The sequence below is a fragment of the Luteimonas campi genome, from assembly GCF_051162505.1.
Lineage (GTDB): Bacteria > Pseudomonadota > Gammaproteobacteria > Xanthomonadales > Xanthomonadaceae > Luteimonas.
In genome coordinates, this window is sequence record NZ_JBNWEM010000002.1 from 596,212 (window position 1) to 612,433 (window position 16,222).

General features: G+C 72.8%; 15 protein-coding genes. All 15 read left to right on the top strand.

The window, feature by feature from the left end:
• The first annotated feature begins 783 nt into the window (after positions 1–783).
• Positions 784–2,679, top strand: a complete 1,896-nt coding sequence (gene flhF, locus ACQYVW_RS07665; protein ID WP_434946560.1) for a flagellar biosynthesis GTPase FlhF — start codon at positions 784–786, stop codon at positions 2,677–2,679.
• Complete coding sequence (locus ACQYVW_RS07670) at positions 2,666–3,547, top strand: MinD/ParA family protein (protein WP_434946561.1); 882 nt, start codon at positions 2,666–2,668, stop codon at positions 3,545–3,547. Before flhF ends, ACQYVW_RS07670 begins: the two co-directional genes overlap by 14 nt.
• Entirely contained in the window at positions 3,544–4,302 is a 759-nt protein-coding gene (locus ACQYVW_RS07675) for an RNA polymerase sigma factor FliA (protein WP_434946562.1), read from the top strand. The genes ACQYVW_RS07670 and ACQYVW_RS07675 overlap by 4 nt, the downstream gene beginning before the upstream one ends.
• Positions 4,303–4,343: 41 nt before the next feature.
• On the top strand, positions 4,344–4,736 hold the full coding sequence (gene cheY, locus ACQYVW_RS07680) for a chemotaxis response regulator CheY (RefSeq protein ID WP_434936692.1): 393 nt from the start codon (positions 4,344–4,346) through the stop codon (positions 4,734–4,736).
• Positions 4,733–5,359: a protein phosphatase CheZ gene (locus ACQYVW_RS07685; RefSeq protein ID WP_434946563.1), complete on the top strand. Its 627-nt coding sequence runs from the start codon at positions 4,733–4,735 to the stop codon at positions 5,357–5,359. The genes cheY and ACQYVW_RS07685 overlap by 4 nt, the downstream gene beginning before the upstream one ends.
• Positions 5,360–5,363: 4 nt before the next feature.
• Positions 5,364–7,175 (top strand): chemotaxis protein CheA, encoded by a 1,812-nt coding sequence (locus ACQYVW_RS07690; protein ID WP_434946564.1) that lies wholly within the window; start codon positions 5,364–5,366, stop codon positions 7,173–7,175.
• A 7-nt stretch (positions 7,176–7,182) separates the two neighbouring features.
• Positions 7,183–7,923, top strand: a complete 741-nt coding sequence (locus ACQYVW_RS07695; protein WP_434946565.1) for a flagellar motor protein — start codon at positions 7,183–7,185, stop codon at positions 7,921–7,923.
• Between the two features lie 3 nt (positions 7,924–7,926).
• Complete coding sequence (gene motD, locus ACQYVW_RS07700) at positions 7,927–8,898, top strand: flagellar motor protein MotD (protein WP_434946566.1); 972 nt, start codon at positions 7,927–7,929, stop codon at positions 8,896–8,898.
• Between the two features lies 1 nt (position 8,899).
• A complete protein-coding gene (locus ACQYVW_RS07705; RefSeq protein ID WP_434946567.1) occupies positions 8,900–9,673 on the top strand; it encodes a ParA family protein in 774 nt (257 codons plus the stop codon).
• A complete protein-coding gene (locus tag ACQYVW_RS07710) occupies positions 9,670–10,398 on the top strand; it encodes a chemotaxis protein CheW (protein ID WP_434946568.1) in 729 nt (242 codons plus the stop codon). Before ACQYVW_RS07705 ends, ACQYVW_RS07710 begins: the two co-directional genes overlap by 4 nt.
• 65 nt (positions 10,399–10,463) lie before the next feature.
• On the top strand, positions 10,464–10,775 hold the full coding sequence (locus ACQYVW_RS07715; protein ID WP_434937029.1) for an STAS domain-containing protein: 312 nt from the start codon (positions 10,464–10,466) through the stop codon (positions 10,773–10,775).
• Positions 10,772–11,140, top strand: coding sequence for a response regulator (locus ACQYVW_RS07720; protein WP_298576865.1), 369 nt, complete (start codon positions 10,772–10,774; stop codon positions 11,138–11,140). Before ACQYVW_RS07715 ends, ACQYVW_RS07720 begins: the two co-directional genes overlap by 4 nt.
• Positions 11,141–11,143: 3 nt before the next feature.
• A complete protein-coding gene (locus tag ACQYVW_RS07725; RefSeq protein WP_434946569.1) occupies positions 11,144–13,159 on the top strand; it encodes a chemotaxis protein CheA in 2,016 nt (671 codons plus the stop codon).
• 41 nt (positions 13,160–13,200) lie between these two features.
• On the top strand, positions 13,201–13,701 hold the full coding sequence (locus tag ACQYVW_RS07730; protein ID WP_434946570.1) for a chemotaxis protein CheW: 501 nt from the start codon (positions 13,201–13,203) through the stop codon (positions 13,699–13,701).
• A gap of 64 nt (positions 13,702–13,765) precedes the next feature.
• Positions 13,766–16,075 (top strand): methyl-accepting chemotaxis protein, encoded by a 2,310-nt coding sequence (locus ACQYVW_RS07735; RefSeq protein ID WP_434946571.1) that lies wholly within the window; start codon positions 13,766–13,768, stop codon positions 16,073–16,075.
• Positions 16,076–16,222 lie beyond the last annotated feature (147 nt).

The following is a 16,222-nucleotide window of genomic DNA, read 5'->3' on the forward strand; positions in this document are numbered from 1 at the left end:
GTGCATCGGATGCATTGATGCTTCAGTTGCCGGATCCGTCGGTCGCGACAGCTCCCTCCGTGACGCTGGATCCATGAGTCGCCACAGCGGCTTCGCTGCCTTCGGCGCAGCAGACGCCTTGCCACTTCGGCTGCCTCGGGTCCTTCGACGCGTCCGCTCCTTTGTTGTGCCGGGTCCTTTGCGCGATGACTCCTCAGGTCGCGTCGGCGAGTTCGATAGCTCCAACCCTTTCATCGCTTCAGTCGCTTCAGTCGCTTCAGTCGCTCGGGTCGCTCCGGTTGCGGTGGGCCGATGGCGGCTGCCGCACGCGTTGCGGGCGATTCGGGGGCGGCCTGGCCGCGACGGCCCGGGCGGCTGCATGCGGATGCGGGGCTGACGCGGCGCCGGTGCGTCTCCTCGCACTACGCGCCGCTCGGCACAATTTGCGTTGCGGAACGGACGCTCGCGACGGCACGACCGTGTCACGCGCCCGGAGGCGCGCGCCGGCGATGGACACCAGGACAGTGAGACGGGGGCCGCAAGCGGACCGGCCTGCCAGGCTCCGCCGCCTCCGGCAGCGGTGGCTCCAGGGCGTCGTGCTCCCTTGCCAGCGGGCGGCGGGCCTTGGTTTGCCTCCTCTTGCCCGGCGCGCCTCGGGCGGGTGGACGGGGCCGGAACGGGAGCCGGCTTTCCGTCGCCGCCCCCGCGCCAAGCTTCCGACATCCGCCCGCGACGATTCAGGCCCGGCTCTTGCAGGGGACCTGTGGCAAGCAGTTTCCAACGCCATCGAACGGGCTTTCCCACATGCGAATCAAGCGCTTCACCGCCCCCGACATGCGCACCGCCCTGCGCATGGTCCGCGACGAGCAGGGTCCCGATGCGGTGATCCTGTCCACGCGCCCCGGCGCCGGCGGTGCCGGCATCGAGGTGGTCGCGGCCACCGACTACGACGAGGCGCTGGTGGCGCAGGCGCTGCGGGCCGCGGCGCCGGCCGCGGACGAGGGGCCGGCCCGCCCGCAGCCTGGACAGGCACCGGCCCAGGCCCGCGGCGCGACCGCTGCCGCGACGGCGGCTGCCTCCGGCAGCGTGGCCGCACCGCGCGAGACGCTGATGTCGCGGGCACGCGCCGTGTTCCGGATCGGCGAGGGTCCGACGCTGGCGGAGCTCACCGCGGCCCAGGCGACGGCCGAGTCGCCGGCGCCTGCCATGCCCGGCCCGGAGCGGATGCCGGCCCAGCCGCAGCGGGCGCCCGCACAGGCCGTCGTGTCCGCCCCGGCATCCACGGCGGCGCCGTCCGCGGCAAGCGCCTCGGCGCGTCCTGCCGTTCCAGTTTCCGTTCCTGCCCCGACCCCGCCTCCGGCGCAGGCCTGGGCGGAACCGGTCGCGGCCGCCGCGCCGCTCGCTGCGGCCGTGCCCGCGCCGGTGACGGCCACGCCTTCCGCACCCGTGTCCAGCCGCTTCGACGAGATGATGGCCGCGCTCGATGCGGCGCCGCGCCGGGCGCCGGCCGCGGGCGAAGCGCGCCCCGCCATGGTGGGCGGCGACGCCGAGGACTTCGTGCCGCTGCTGCCCGACAACATCCCGATGCCGCAGCGGCCCGGCGCCGAGGACGCGACCGCCGCGCCGGCCGCGCCGGTCGTGCCGCCTGTGGCCGCCAGCTTCGTTCCCGAGCGTCCCGAGTGGATGCCCTCGCCGGCCGATGCGGCTGCCGCCAGCGCCGCGACGGCCGAGGCCGCGGCGATCCCGTCGCCGCCGGCGCCACGCACGCTGCAAGTGGTGGCCACGCCGGAGGCCGATCCCGCCATCGTCGCGATGCGCGAGGAGATGGCGCGGATGCGCCAGCTGATGGAAACCCAGATGGAGCAGCTCTCGCTCGAGCGCCTGCGCGGCTCGCCTGCGCGCGCCGCGGTGCTCGACGCGCTCGCGGCCTACGGTTGCGACGAGTCGCTGGCCCAGGCCGTGGCCGAACGCATCGACCCGCGCCTGCCGGCCGACCGGATCCGCGCGCCGATGCTGGCCGAGCTGGCCGGCCTGCTCGGCGTGCTGCACAGCGAGCCGCTGGAAGACGGCGGCGTGATCGCGCTGGTCGGCCCCACCGGCGCCGGCAAAACCACCACGGCGGCCAAGCTGGCCGCGCGCTTCGCCGCCCGCCACCGCGCCCGCGACGTAGCCCTGGTGACCACCGACTGCCAGCGTCCCGGCGCCCGCGAGCAGTTGCAGGCCTATGGCCGCCGGCTCGGCATCACCGTCTGCGAGGCCGAAGGGCCGGAGCGGCTGCAGGACACCCTGGCGCAGCTGGTCGACTACCCGCTGGTGCTGGTCGACACCGCCGGCCACGCGGTGCGCGACCGCTCGGTGTTCAGCCAGATCCTGTGGCTGCGCGCGGCCAGGCGCGTGCGCAGCCTGCTGGTGCTGCCGGCCAACGCCCATCCGCACGACCTCGACGAGGTGGTCCGCCGCTATCGCCCGGCCAAGCCCGAGGGCGTGGTGCTGACCAAGCTCGACGAGGCCGGCCGCCCGGGTTCGGCGCTCTCGGTCCTGGCCCGCCATGGCCTGGGACTTGCCTATACGACGCAAGGCCAGGAGGTGCCGTCCGACCTCGACGCCGCCGACGCGACCCGCCTCGTCCAGTCACTGGAGAAATCCCGCCGTGCTGCCGATAACCCCCTCGCCACCGAGGACCACCATGCAGTTGCCTGACCCCATCGCGCCCGTTTCCGCCGCAGACAAGGCCCCCGGCCCGGTCCGTGTGATCGCCGTCGCCAGCGGCAAGGGCGGCGTCGGCAAGACCTCGGTCTCGGTCAACCTGGCCACCGCCCTGGTCAACGCCGGCCAGCGCACCCTGCTGCTGGACACCGACCTGGGCCTGGCCAACGTCGACGTGATGCTCGGCCTGACCCCGCGCCACACCCTGGCCGACGTGTTCGCCGACCGCTGCGAGCTGCGCGACACCGTGATCGAGGCCGCCAGCGGCCTGCTGGTGGTGCCGGCGGCCTCGGGCAAGCGCCACATGACCGAGCTCAGCCCGGCCCAGCACGTGGGCCTGGTGCACGCGTTCTCGCAGCTCGACCTGGACCTCGACGCGATGGTGGTGGACAACGCCGCCGGCATCGCCGATGGCGTGCTCACTTTCTGCCAGGCCGCGCAGGACGTGATCGTGGTGGTCTGCGACGAGCCGGCGTCGGTCACGGACGCCTATGCCCTGATCAAGGTGCTCAGCCGCGACCGCGGCGTGAGCCGGGTGCAGGTGCTGGCCAACCAGGTGCAGGATCCGGGCGAAGGCCGCCAGCTGTTCGAGAAGCTGCAGCGGGTCAGCGCCCGCTTCCTCGACGTCACCCTCAACTACCTCGGCGCGATCCCTCGCGACGAGTGGCTGCGCCGCGCGGTGCAGCGCCAGGAAGCGGTGGTCGACGCGTTCCCGTCCTCGCCCTCGGCGATCGCGTTCCGCGACATCGCCCGCCGTTCGCGCCAGTGGCAGTCGCCGCCCGGCGCGCGCGGCCATGTCGAATTCTTCCTCGAGCGCCTGGTGTCGGCCCCGGCCGCCGCCGCGCGGGGGGCGGCCGCATGAACGCGCTGGCGACCGCGCGCTACCGCGCCAACCAGCAAGGCTCCACCGCCGAGGTCGTGGAGAAGCACGGCGAGCTGGTGCGCCGCATCGCCCACCACCTGGCCGCGCGCCTGCCGGCCAGCGTCGAGATCGACGACCTGATCCAGGCCGGCATGCTCGGCCTGATCGACGCCGCGCACAATTTCCAGTCCGACCAGGGCGCGGCCTTCGAGACCTACGCCTCGATCCGCATCCGCGGCGCCATGATCGACGAGATCCGCCGCGGCGACTGGGTGCCGCGCTCGGTGCACCGGCGCTACCGCGACATCGTCGCCGCCACCCGCGAAGTCGAGCAGCGCACCGGCCAGGCCGCCACCGCGCAGCAGGTGGCCGCGGCGATGGAGGTGCCGCTGGACGAGTACTACGCGATGGTCGAGAACGCCGCGCGCGGCCAGCTGGTGAGCCTGGACGCGCACATGGACGAGCACGACGGCGAACCGCGCCTGGCCAGCGACGGCAACGCCAGCCCCGCGCGCGAGTTCGAGCAGGTCGCGTTCCGCGACGCGCTGGCGGAGGCCATCGACGCCCTGCCCGAACGCGAGCGCCTGGTGCTGTCGCTGTACTACGAGCAGGAACTGAACCTGCGCGAGATCGGCGCGGTGCTGGGCGTGAGCGAATCGCGCGCCTGCCAGATCCACGGCCAGGCCGCGGTGCGCCTGCGCGCGCGGCTGGCCGACTGGCGCCGCGACGGCGACGACGACGACTACCTGCCCTGAGCACAACCGGTGCGGCCCCCGCACGCAACCAAGAGGTCCGCATGGACAAGAACATCCGCATCCTGATCGTCGACGACTTCTCGACCATGCGTCGCATCGTCAAGAACCTGCTCAACGATCTTGGATTCTTCAACACCACCGAGGCCGACGACGGCACCACCGCCCTGGTGGAGCTGCGCAAGGGCCCCTTCGACCTGGTGATCACCGACTGGAACATGCCCGGCATGCCCGGCATCGACCTGCTCAAGGCGATCCGCGCCGATGCCGCGCTGGCCAGGACCCCGGTGCTGATGGTGACCGCCGAAGCCAAGCGCGAACAGATCATCGAAGCCGCGCAGGCGGGCGTGAACGGCTACGTGATCAAGCCTTTCACCGCGGCCACGCTGGGCGACAAGCTGGGCAAGGTGTTCGAACGCCTCGGGGCGACCGCATGACCGCGGCGCCCGCCGCCACCGCGCCGGGCGCCGGCCTGGGCGACGAACGCGCGGCCCTGATCGACTGCCTGCACGCCGCGCTGGCCGCGCTGGAGCAGCAGGACGACGCAGCCTGGCGCAGCGCCGTGGACGCGTTGATCCAGTGGCGCAGCCAGCCGCTGGTGCTGGGCCTGGTCAAGCTTGCGCGCGAGCTGGAGCAGGCGCTGGGCACCGGCAGCGGCGGCGGTTCGCTGGCCGAGGCCTGCCTGCGCCTGGAGCACGTGGTCAAGGTCAGCGAGGACGCCAGCCACCACACCCTGGACCTGATCCAGGAATGCGCCGGCCTGCTGGCGACCCTGCCGGGCGCCGACGCCGAGGCGCACGCCGCGACCCTGGCCGGCATCCGCAGCCGGCTGTCGGAGATGACTGCCGCCCAGGGCTACCAGGACCTCACCGGCCAGATCATCCGCCGCGTGGTCGAACTGGTCCGCACCGTGGACGCGGGCCTGGGCGCATATGCCCCGGGCGATGCGCGCCCGCTGCAGCTGTCCAGCCAAGGCCACGGCCCCTCGATCCAGGGCCTGGATGCGCCGGCCGCGAGCCAGGACGACGCCAACAGCCTGCTCTCGTCGCTGGGGCTGTAGCGCGATGTCGTCGGCCGTCTCCGATATCTGCGCCGACTTCCTGGTCGAGGTCGGCGAGATCCTCGACCAGCTCGGCGAGCAGATGGTCGCGCTCGAGCGCGCGCCCGCCGATCGCGAATGCCTGAACGCGGTGTTCCGCGGCTTCCACACCATCAAGGGCGGCGCCGGCTTCCTCGACTTCACCACCATGGTGGCGGTATGCCACGCGGTCGAGGACCGCCTCAACGCCGCCCGCGACGGCAGCGCGCCGCTCGACGCGGCTGCCTTCGACGGCGTGCAGCAGGGCATCGACCTGCTGGTCGACATGCTCCACTGCATCTCCGGCGGGGTCGAACCCGAACCCGCGCCCGAAGCCCTGCTCGCCGCCCTGCGCGCGGGCGCTGCGACGACGCCCGCGACGGCCGCGCCGGTGGCGGACATCGTCGCGCCCGCAGCGGGCGACAGCGACTCGCTCGACGATCTCGATTTCGAAGCCCTGCTCGACAGCCTGCACGGCGCTGGCGGCGTGCCCGGCGAACAGCCGGCGCCCGCCCCCGTGGCGCCGCCACCGGCAGCGCCTGCGCCCGCACCGCGCCCCGCGGCGCCGTCGCGCCCCGCCGCGGCCGCGCAGGCCGAGCCGACCGATGTGACCGTGCGCGTGGACGTGCGCCGCCTCGACGCCATGGTCAACCTGGTCGGCGAGCTGGTGCTGGCGCGCAACCGTCTCAAGACCCTGCGCCCGCGCCTGCGCGACGACGACCTCGACCGCGCCGTGGCCGCGCTCGACGTCGCCACCTCGCGCCTGCAGGGCGCGGTGATGACCGCGCGCATGCAGCCGGTGGGCCGCGTGTTCGCGCGCTTCCCGAAGCTGGCCCGGGATGTCGCCCGCCAGCTCGACAAGCAGGTGCAGCTGGACGTGTCCGGTGCCGACACCGAACTCGACCGCAACCTGGTGGAGGCGCTGGCCGATCCGCTGGTGCATCTGGTCCGCAACGCCATCGACCACGGCATCGAGAGCCCGGCGGCGCGGCGCCGCGCCGGCAAGCCCGAGCTGGGCGTGGTGCGGATCAGCGCGCAGCAGGAAGGCGACCATGTCGCCATCGAGGTGCGCGACGACGGTGCCGGCATCGACCCCGACCGGATCCGGCGCAAAGCGGTGGAGAAGGGCCTGATCGACGACGACGCGGCCGCGCGCCTGTCCAGCGACGAATGCCTGCAGCTGCTGTTCCTGCCCGGCTTCTCCACCCGCGATGCGGTCAGCGACCTGTCCGGCCGTGGCGTGGGCATGGACGTGGTGCAGTCGCGCATCCGCGAGCTGTCGGGCACCGTGCAGATCCATTCCGAGGTCGGCGCCGGCTCGCGCTTCGCGATCCGCGTGCCGCTGACCCTGGCGATCCTGCCGACCCTGCTGGTGGAAGTGGGCGGCGATGTCTACGCGCTGCCGCTGGTACGCGTGGTCGAAGTGCTGTCGCACGATCCGGGCAGGGCGCTGTGGATCGACGGCCAGCGCGTGCTCGACCTGCGCCAGCAGCCGCTGCCGCTGCTGGGCCTGCGCGAGTGGCTGGGCATGGCGCCGGCGCCCCTGCCCGACTCGACCTGCGTGGTGCTGCAGTCGGGCGAGGCGCGCTACTGCCTGGCCGTGGATCGCGTGCGCGGCCGCGAGGAGGTGGTGATCAAGGCGCTGCCGCCCACCCTGCGCGGCCTGCCCGGCTATGCCGGCGCCAGCCTGATCGGCGACGGCCGCATGGCCCTGATCCTGGACGTGGATGCGCTGCTCGGCAGCGGCACCCCGCGCGCATCGGGCCCCCGTTCAAGTAACCCCGGCAAGGACCGTTAAACAGCCCATGGACAGACTCAGTGTCATCGGCACCGTGCTCGCGCTGGTCGCATTGATCGGCGGCAGCATCCTCAAGGGCGCCGGGCTGGCGGGCCTGTGGTCGCCGGCCGCGTTCCTGATCGTGATCGTCGGCACCATCGCCGCGATCCTGCTGCAGACCTCGCTGCCCACCTTCCTGCGCGCGATGAAGATGATCGCCTGGGTGTTCAAGCCGCCGGCGCACGACCACGCCGCGGTGATCGCGCAGATCGTCGAATGGTCCACCACCGCGCGCAAGCAGGGCCTGCTCGGCCTGGAGGCGCAGGTGGCGCAGCAGTCCGATCCGTTCCTGGGCAAGGGCCTGCAGATGGTGGTCGACGGCGTCGAGCCCGAGTCGATCCGGCAGATGCTGGAGATCGAGCTGCACGGGCAGAGCGCGCGCGACCTGGCCGCGGCCAAGGTGTTCGAGGGCATGGGCATCTATGCGCCCACCCTGGGCATCGTCGGCGCGGTGCTGGGCCTGATGGCGGTGATGAAGAACCTCGCCGATCCGAGCAAGCTCGGCCACGGCATCGCCGCGGCGTTCACCGCGACCATCTACGGCATCGGCTCGGCCAACCTGGCCCTGCTGCCGATCGGCAACAAGCTCAAGACCCTGGTCAACGCGCAGACGCTGGAGCGCGAGATGATCGTCGAGGGCCTGATCGCGATCGCGCAGGGCGAGAACCCGCGCAACATCGAAGCCCGGCTCAGCGGCTACGTGCACTGATCCATGGCACGCCGGCACCAGCACGAAGAACACCAGAACCATGAGGCCTGGGCCGTGCCCTACGGCGACCTCATGACCCTGCTGCTCGCCTTCTTCGTGGTGATGTACGCGATTTCCTCGATCAACGAAGGCAAGTACCGCGCGGTCTCCGATGCGCTGTCCTCGGCCTTCGGCGGGCCGCCGCGTTCGATCACCCCGATCCAGCTGGGCCAGACCCAGCTGCGGGGCTCGTCGTTCGACCGGCCCTCGCTGCTCACGCCCGGCGCCAAGGCCGGGCCCACCGCGACCGCGCCGGTGAGCCAGGTACGCGTGCGGCAGATGCTGGACGCGCCGATGGGCGGACAAAGCGCGCTGGCGGCGCGACGCGCGGCCGAGGCCGCGGCGATGGACGCGGCGCTGCGCGGACAGTCGCAGCTCAGCACCCTCGGCCGGCGCATCCAGGAAGCGCTGTCGGAACTGGTGCGCCAGCAGCTGGTCACGGTGCGGCGCGGCCGCACCTTCCTCGAGGTCGAGATCCAGAGCGACATCCTGTTCGCCAGCGGCGTGGCCGTGCCCAGCCCGGTGGCGACGGCCACGGTGCGCAAGCTCGGCCAGGTGCTGCGCGGCGAACCCAACGCGGTGCGGGTCGAGGGCTATACCGACGACGTGCCGATCCGCACCGCGGCCTTCCCTTCCAACTGGGAACTGTCCTCGGCGCGTGCGGCCAGCGTGGTCCACCTGCTGGCCGCCGAGGGCATGGATCCCGGCCGCCTGGCCGTGGTCGGCTACGGCGAACACCAGCCGGTGGCCGACAACGCCACCCTGGAAGGCCGCAACGCCAACCGCCGCGTGCTGCTGGTGATCCTGGCCGCGCCGGACGGCCCCGACGCGATTCCCGAAAGCGGCCCGACCATCGCCATGCAGGCCGCGCCTGCGCCGCTGGGCGCGGCCACCGCCGGACTTTCTCCTTCCACCATCTCCCCGGGAGCCGACTGACATGCAGGTCTGGGCCATCGCCAACCAGAAAGGTGGGGTCGGCAAGACCACCACCAGCCTGTGCCTGGCGCGCGGGTTGGCCCGGGACGGTGGCCGCGTGCTGCTGATCGACCTGGATCCGCACGCCTCGCTCACGCGCGCATTTTCGGTGCCGTCCGACCCGCCGCCCGCCGGCACCCACGACCTGTTCGTCGGCAGCGGCGCCGCCCTGGCCAACCTGGCCCGGCAGACCGAGGTGCCGGGCCTGCAGCTGGTGGCGGCGCAGCCGGCGCTGGCCACGCTGGAGCGGCGCAGCTCCGGCCAGCCCGGCCTCGGCCTGGCGCTGGGCCGCGCCCTGCACGCGGTGCACGCCAGCTACGACCACGTGCTGCTCGACTGCCCGCCGACTCTGGGGCTGCTGATGGTCAATGCGCTGGCCGCGGCCGACCGCCTGGTGGTGCCCACCCAGACCGATCCGCTGGCGCTGCATGGCCTGGCCGACATGCTGCGCACCGCCAGCATGGTGGAACGCTCGCGGCGCCGGCCGCTGACGCAGCACGTGCTGCCCACCCTGTACGACAAGCGCACGCGCTCGGGCGTGCAGAGCCTGGAGCAGCTGCACGCGCAGTACGAAGGCCGGGTCTGGCCCGATGCGGTGCCGATGGACACGCGCCTGCGCGACGCCCAGGCCCTGACCACCGAGGCCGGCTGCAGCGGCCGCGGCGCCGAGGCCTACGCCCGCGCGCTCGCCTGGCTGCAGGCGCAGGCCCAGGCACCGCAGAGGCAGGCGGCATGAATCCCGAAGGCGCCAGCGACGTGATCGACTACGTCGACGCCCTGCTCGACGACTCCGCGCCCGCAGCGGCCGCGGCCGCCACCGATGACGGCGCCCGGCTGCAGCTTGCCGACGCGGCGCTGGCCGCGACCGGCGAGACCACAGCCACACCACCCGCGGCGCCTGGTCTCGCGGCGACCGCGGCGGCAGCCGCAGCCGGGGCGGAGCCGACACGCGCGCCCGTGCCGCCGCACATGGAGACCGCCGCAGCCGCGCCGGCCGCGATGCCGATGGCGCCGCCGCTGGCCGCGGTGCCGCCGCCGGCCAGTCTGATCGCCCAGTCCTCGCGCTGGCTGCGGGTCGTGGTCGGTCGCGACAGCTACGCGCTGGAACTGCTGCGCGTGCAGGAAGTGGTGCGGGTGGTGCCGATCGTGCCGATGCGCGGCGCGCGCGCGGCCGTGCTGGGCGTGATGAACCTGCGCGGACGCATCGTGCCGGTGTTCGACCTGGGCCTGTGGCTGGAGACCGGCCAGGTCGATGCCGACGAACACAGCCGGATCGTGGTGATCGAACGCGACGACGAGCTGATCGGCGTGCTGGTCAGCGCGGTCGAGGACGTGGTGACCCTGGGCCGCGACCGCATCGAGCCCCCGCTGCAGGGCAGCTCGCCGGGCGTGATCCTGGGCGTGGCCCGCGTGGGCGCGGCGCCCACCGTGCTGTTCGACGCCTACGCCCTGTACGGCTGATCGCGCGCTCAAGTCGTGGGCGCGGGGGCCGTTAATCCTCAGGACTGCATCCACGTGGCCACCCCATGACCCATCTGACGCTCCAAACCGACCTCGGGATCGAGCGCGTCGCCGAACTGCAGGCGGCGCTGCAGCCCCACCTCGAGGCCGAGGCCCCGCTCGAGATCGCCGGCGACCGCGTCGAGCGCGTGCACGCCGCCGGGCTGCAGCTGCTGCACGCCTTCGTCCGCGACCGCGCCGCGCGCGGGCAGCGCACCACCATCACCGATCCGTCACCGACCCTCGCCGCGGCCGCGCGCCAGCTGGCGCTCGCTGCCAGCCTCGGCGTCGACGGCGCGCCGGACGACAACATTCCCACCAACGGAGCAACTGCATGAGCGCCAAGCAACTGCTCGTCGTCGACGACTCGACCTCGATGCGCCAGATGGTCGCGTTCGCCCTGACCTCGGGCGGGTTCGAGGTCAGCGAAGCCGAAGACGGCCAGGCCGCGCTGGAGATCGCGCGTACGCGCTCGTTCCACGCCGTGGTCACCGACGTCAACATGCCGCGCATGGACGGCATCTCGCTGATCCGCGAACTGCGCCAGCTGCCCGACTACCGCTTCACCCCGCTGCTGATGCTGACCACCGAGTCGGGCGGCGACAAGAAGATGGAAGGCAAGGCCGCCGGCGCCACCGGCTGGCTGGTCAAGCCCTTCGATCCCGAGCAGCTGCTCGCCACCGTGCGCAAGGTCCTGAGCTGAGCCATGGACATCACCCGCTTCCATGCCGCGTTCTTCGAAGAAAGCCGCGAAGGCCTCGATGCCATGGAGAGCGGCCTGCTGTCGCTCGAGTCCGGCGCCGGCGCGGCCGATGCCGAGACCATCAACGTCATCTTCCGCGCCGCGCATTCGATCAAGGGCGGCGCGGCGACGTTCGGCTTCACCAGCGTCACCGACCTGACCCACCTGCTGGAAACCCTGCTCGACGAAGCCCGCGCCGGCAAGCGCGTGCTCGACCCGGCCGCCATCGGCGCGCTGCTGGTCTCGGTGGACGTGCTGCGCAGCCTGCTCGCCGCCTGCGAGCACGGCAGCCAGATCGACGCCGCGGCGCTGACCTCCGCGCGCGCGCGCCTGGACGCACTGCTGGCCGGCGACGCGCAGGCCGCGGGCGCGGCCGCCGATGACGCCACGGCCGCGCCCGAACAGGGCGACTGGCGCATCGCCTTCGCGCCGGCACCGTCGATGTTCCTCAGCGGCAACGACCCGCTGCGGATCCTGCGCGAGCTCGCCAGCCACGGCGAGCTGGGCGTGGAGTGCGTGGATGCGCGCCTGCCGGCGTTCGCCGAAATGGACCCCTTCGAGGCCTACCTGGCCTGGAACCTGACCCTGCCCGGCAGCGTGCCGCGCGCGGCGATCGACGAGGCCTTCGCCTGGGTCGCCGACGAGTGCGAATTGGGGATCGAAAGCTGCGCGCTGGCGCCGGCGCCGGTGGTGGAATCGGCGCCGGTCCCGCTCGCGCCCGCGCCCGCGCCGGTCGCCGCGGCGGACTCCAGCGCCGACGCCGCGGCAGCGGTCTCGCGCCGCAGCAGTGACGGCGACAACTCGATCCGCGTCGCGGTCGCCAAGGTCGACGCCCTGATCAACCTGGTCGGCGAACTGGTGATCACCCAGGCGATGCTGCGCCAGCGCTCCGAGCACCTGGACCCGGTCGCCAACGAGGCGCTGATGTCGGGCCTGGTGCAGCTGGAGCGCAACACCCGCGACCTGCAGGAATCGGTGATGGGCGTGCGCATGCTGCCCGTCGACTTCGCCTTCAGCCGCTTCCCGCGCATGGTCCGCGACATCGCCACGCGCCTGGGCAAGAAGGTGCAGCTGCGCACGCACGGCGAGGCCACCGAGCTGGACAAGGGTGTGATCGAGAAGATCGTCGATCCGCTGGTGCACCTGGTGCGCAACGCCATCGACCACGGCCTGGAGCTCCCCGAGGAGCGCCGCGCCGCGGGCAAGGACGAAACCGGAACGCTCAGCCTGAGCGCCGCCCACCAGGGCGCCAACATCGTCATCGAGATCGGCGACGACGGCCGCGGCCTGGATCGCGACCGCATCCTGCGCAAGGCCGCAGAACGCGGCATCCCCATGCCCGACAACCCCAGCGACGCCCAGGTCTGGGACCTGGTGTTCGCACCCGGCTTCTCCACCGCCGACACGCTCACCGACCTGTCCGGCCGCGGCGTGGGCATGGACGTGGTGCGCAAGAACATCGCCGCCCTCGGCGGCCAGGTCGAGATCCGCAGCCGCGCCGGCCAGGGCACCACCGTGGTGATCCGGCTGCCGCTGACCATGGCCATCGTCGACGGCATGTCGGTGGCGGTCGGCGAGGAAGTGTTCATCGTGCCGCTGAGCATGGTGATCGAATCGCTGCTGCCCACGCCAGCCGACATCCGCACCATCGCCGGCGAGGCGCGCGTGCTGCGCGTGCGCGAGGACTACCTGCCGCTGATCGACCTGGCCGGCCAGTACGGCCTGCCCGGTGCCGCGCGCGGCGAGGGCGAGGACGCGCCGCCGCGCATCGCGGTGGTCGTGGAAGCCGATGGCCGTCGCCTGGCGCTGGAGGTCGACGAACTGCTCGGCCAGCAGCAGGTCGTGGTCAAGAACCTCGAGAGCAACTACAAGCGTGTCGCCGGCGTGTCCGGCGCCACCATCCTCGGCGATGGCCGCGTCGCGCTGATCGTCGATGCCGGCGGCCTGGGCCAGGCCGCACCGCTGCCGGCGGCCGCCTGACGCCCCGCCCACCCCCGTACCGACTCACCAAGGACCGCACCATGTCCCAGCACGCCCGCCCCGATACCCACGCCGCCACCGGCGATGCCGCCACCGGCGAATTCCTCACCTTCGTGCTCGGCGAGGAGGAGTACGGCGTCGACATCCTGCGCGTGCAGGAGATCCGCAGTTACGACGCGGTCACCCGCCTGCCCGACGCGCCGGATTACATCAAGGGCGTGATCAACCTGCGCGGCATCATCGTGCCCGTGGTCGACATGCGCCTGAAGTTCCGCCTCGCCAAGGCCGAGTACAACGCGCTCACGGTGATGATCGTGCTCAGCGTGGGCGGCCGCGTGGTCGGCATGGTGGTCGACAGCGTGTCGGACGTGGTGCGCCTGTCCGGCGAGCAGGTGCGCGCGGTGCCCGAGATCGGCGCCACCATCGACCGCCAGTTCCTCACCGGCATCGGCACGCTCGACGAGCGCATGCTGATCCTGCTCGACATCGAGCGCCTGATGGGCCACGAGACCATGGGCCTGGTGGCCGCGGAAGCCGCCTGAGCCGGCACCCGCACGACCGCGGCGCTCCGGCGGCGCGGGCTCCTGTTTTCCCCCGGAAGTAGCAATGCGCAACAACCTCCCCGTCAGCCAGCGCGAGTTCGCGCTGGAGGGCGACGAACCTCTCGTCTCGCGCACAGATCGGCGCGGCACCATCGTCTACGTCAACCACGCCTTCGTGCAGGCCAGCGGCTTCTCCGAAGCCGAACTGATCGGCCAGCCGCACAATGTGATCCGCCACCCGGACATGCCGCCGGCCGCGTTTGCCGACTTCTGGCGCACGCTGCAGGCCGGGCGTCCCTGGGTGGGCATGGTCAAGAACCGGCGCAAGGACGGCGACCACTACTGGGTGTTGGCGCATGTCACGCCCTACCACGAGGGCGACGAGCACGTGGGCTACATGTCGGTGCGGCGCAGGCCCAGCCGCGCCCAGGTCGATGCGGCCGAGCGCGACTACGCCGCGATGCGAGCCGGCAGCAGCCGCCTGCAGGTGCGCCATGGCGCGCGGGTCGCGCCCGACCTGCTGCGCAGCCTCAATCCGCTGTGGCGCCTGAGCCTGCGCCAGCGCCTGCTGCTGGCCGCCATCGGCGTCGGCGGCCTGGGCACGGCGCTGGTGCTGCTGGCCTCGGCCGGGCTGCCCCTGCCGGCGCTGCTGGCGATCGTGGCGGCGGCCACGGGCGCGGCGCTGTACTCGGCCTGGTGGCTGTGCAACGACGTGGTCGGGCGCTTGGACACCGCGGTCGGACACCTGCGCGATTTCGCCACCGGGCACTACGCCCGCGACATCGCGATCGACCGCGACGACGAGGTCGGCAGCGTGCTGCTCGGGCTGAAGTCGATGCAGGTGCGACTGGGCTTCGAGATCGAGGACCGGCGCCGGCGCAGCGAACAGATGGCGCGGGTGCAATGCGCGCTGGAGTCCGCGCCCACCAGCGTGCTGGTCGCCGACCACGACCACGCGATCGTCTACGCCAACCCCGCCGCGCGCGCGATGTTCGCCGTCGCCGAGGCGGACCTGCGCAGCGCCTGCCCAGGATTTTCGGTGGACGCGCTCGACGGCAGCCCGCTGCACGCGCTGGATGCCGACCCGCAGGCGCAGCGCGCCAGGCTCTCGACGCTGTCGGCACCGCACAATTACCGGGCCGCGTTCGGCGCACGCAGCTTCGACATCACCGTGACCCCGGTGCTGGGAGACGCGGGCGAGCGTCTGGGCACCGTCGCCGAGTGGCGCGACCGCACCGTCGAATTGGCGCTGGAGCGACAGGTGGAGACGGTGGTGGCCGCCGCCGCCGACGGCGACTTCAGCCAGCGGCTCGACCTGCGCGGCGCCAGCGGCTTCGTGCACACGGTGGGCACCGGCCTGACGCGCCTGATGCAGGCCACCGAGCAGAGCCTGCGCGAGACCGCGGCCGTGCTCGGCGCGCTTGCCCAGGGCGACCTGCGCCCACGCATCGCCAGCGACATGCACGGCCTGTTCGGCGAGATGAAGGCCAGCACCAATGCCGCCGTCGACCAGCTGGCGCAGCTTGTGGCCGAGATCCAGTCGGCCACCGGCACCATCGGCCAGGCCGCGGCCGGCATCTCCGCCGGCAACATCGACCTGTCCACCCGCACCGGCCAGCAGGCGGCGAGCCTGCAGGAGACCGCCAGTTCGATGGAGCAGCTCACCGTGGCCGTGCGCCGCAACGCCGAGAGCGCACTGCAGGCCAACGACCTGGCGCGCGGCGCCGGCGACGTGGCCGAGGACGGCGGGCGGGTGGTGGCCGAGGTGGTGGCGACGATGGCCGAGATCAGCGAGTCCTCGCGCCGGATCAGCGACATCGTCGTCGTGATCGACGGCATCGCCTTCCAGACCAACATCCTGGCGCTCAACGCGGCGGTGGAAGCCGCGCGTGCCGGCGAAGAGGGCCGCGGCTTCGCGGTCGTCGCCGCCGAGGTACGCAACCTGGCGCTGCGTTCTGCCGATGCCGCGCGCGAGATCAAGGCGCTGATCGCCGATTCGTCGGAAAAGGTGGGCGCGGGCGCCGAGCGCGTGGACCGCGCCGGCAGGACCATGGCCGGCATCGTGGACGCGGTGCAGCGGGTGACGGCGATCATGGGCGGGATCACCACCGCGTCCAGCGAGCAGTCCGCAGGCATCGGCCAGGTCAACCGCGCGGTCACGCAGCTCGACGAGGCCACCCAGCAGAACGCGGCGCTGGTGGAGGAAGCATCGGCCGCAGCGCACAGCCTGGAAGAACAGGCACGGCAGCTGGCTGCCACTGCGGCGGCTTTCCGGCTCGACAGGCCGGCCGCCAAACCGGCTGCACGCCCGGCGGCATCCGCTGGCGCAGCACGATGCGGCACCGTAGGGGCAGACGCGCCCGCGCTGGCCTGACCGCTAAAGTCCGGCGCGCCGCCGCCGACAACAAGGCTGGCCGCAGCTGCGCGCCGGCCACGACGTGATCGTCACCCGCTCTCCGGCGCAGTGTCCTTCACCACCCCCCAACGACCTGCCCGGGCCCCACGCCCGCGAAGGAGCTGC

Coding starts and splice junctions, on each gene's coding strand:
- flhF (WP_434946560.1), top strand. CDS start 784: ATGCGAATCAAGCGCTTCACCGCCCCCGACATGCGCACCGCCCTGCGC.
- ACQYVW_RS07670 (WP_434946561.1), top strand. CDS start 2,666: ATGCAGTTGCCTGACCCCATCGCGCCCGTTTCCGCCGCAGACAAGGCC.
- ACQYVW_RS07675 (WP_434946562.1), top strand. CDS start 3,544: ATGAACGCGCTGGCGACCGCGCGCTACCGCGCCAACCAGCAAGGCTCC.
- cheY (WP_434936692.1), top strand. CDS start 4,344: ATGGACAAGAACATCCGCATCCTGATCGTCGACGACTTCTCGACCATG.
- ACQYVW_RS07685 (WP_434946563.1), top strand. CDS start 4,733: ATGACCGCGGCGCCCGCCGCCACCGCGCCGGGCGCCGGCCTGGGCGAC.
- ACQYVW_RS07690 (WP_434946564.1), top strand. CDS start 5,364: ATGTCGTCGGCCGTCTCCGATATCTGCGCCGACTTCCTGGTCGAGGTC.
- ACQYVW_RS07695 (WP_434946565.1), top strand. CDS start 7,183: ATGGACAGACTCAGTGTCATCGGCACCGTGCTCGCGCTGGTCGCATTG.
- motD (WP_434946566.1), top strand. CDS start 7,927: ATGGCACGCCGGCACCAGCACGAAGAACACCAGAACCATGAGGCCTGG.
- ACQYVW_RS07705 (WP_434946567.1), top strand. CDS start 8,900: ATGCAGGTCTGGGCCATCGCCAACCAGAAAGGTGGGGTCGGCAAGACC.
- ACQYVW_RS07710 (WP_434946568.1), top strand. CDS start 9,670: ATGAATCCCGAAGGCGCCAGCGACGTGATCGACTACGTCGACGCCCTG.
- ACQYVW_RS07715 (WP_434937029.1), top strand. CDS start 10,464: ATGACCCATCTGACGCTCCAAACCGACCTCGGGATCGAGCGCGTCGCC.
- ACQYVW_RS07720 (WP_298576865.1), top strand. CDS start 10,772: ATGAGCGCCAAGCAACTGCTCGTCGTCGACGACTCGACCTCGATGCGC.
- ACQYVW_RS07725 (WP_434946569.1), top strand. CDS start 11,144: ATGGACATCACCCGCTTCCATGCCGCGTTCTTCGAAGAAAGCCGCGAA.
- ACQYVW_RS07730 (WP_434946570.1), top strand. CDS start 13,201: ATGTCCCAGCACGCCCGCCCCGATACCCACGCCGCCACCGGCGATGCC.
- ACQYVW_RS07735 (WP_434946571.1), top strand. CDS start 13,766: ATGCGCAACAACCTCCCCGTCAGCCAGCGCGAGTTCGCGCTGGAGGGC.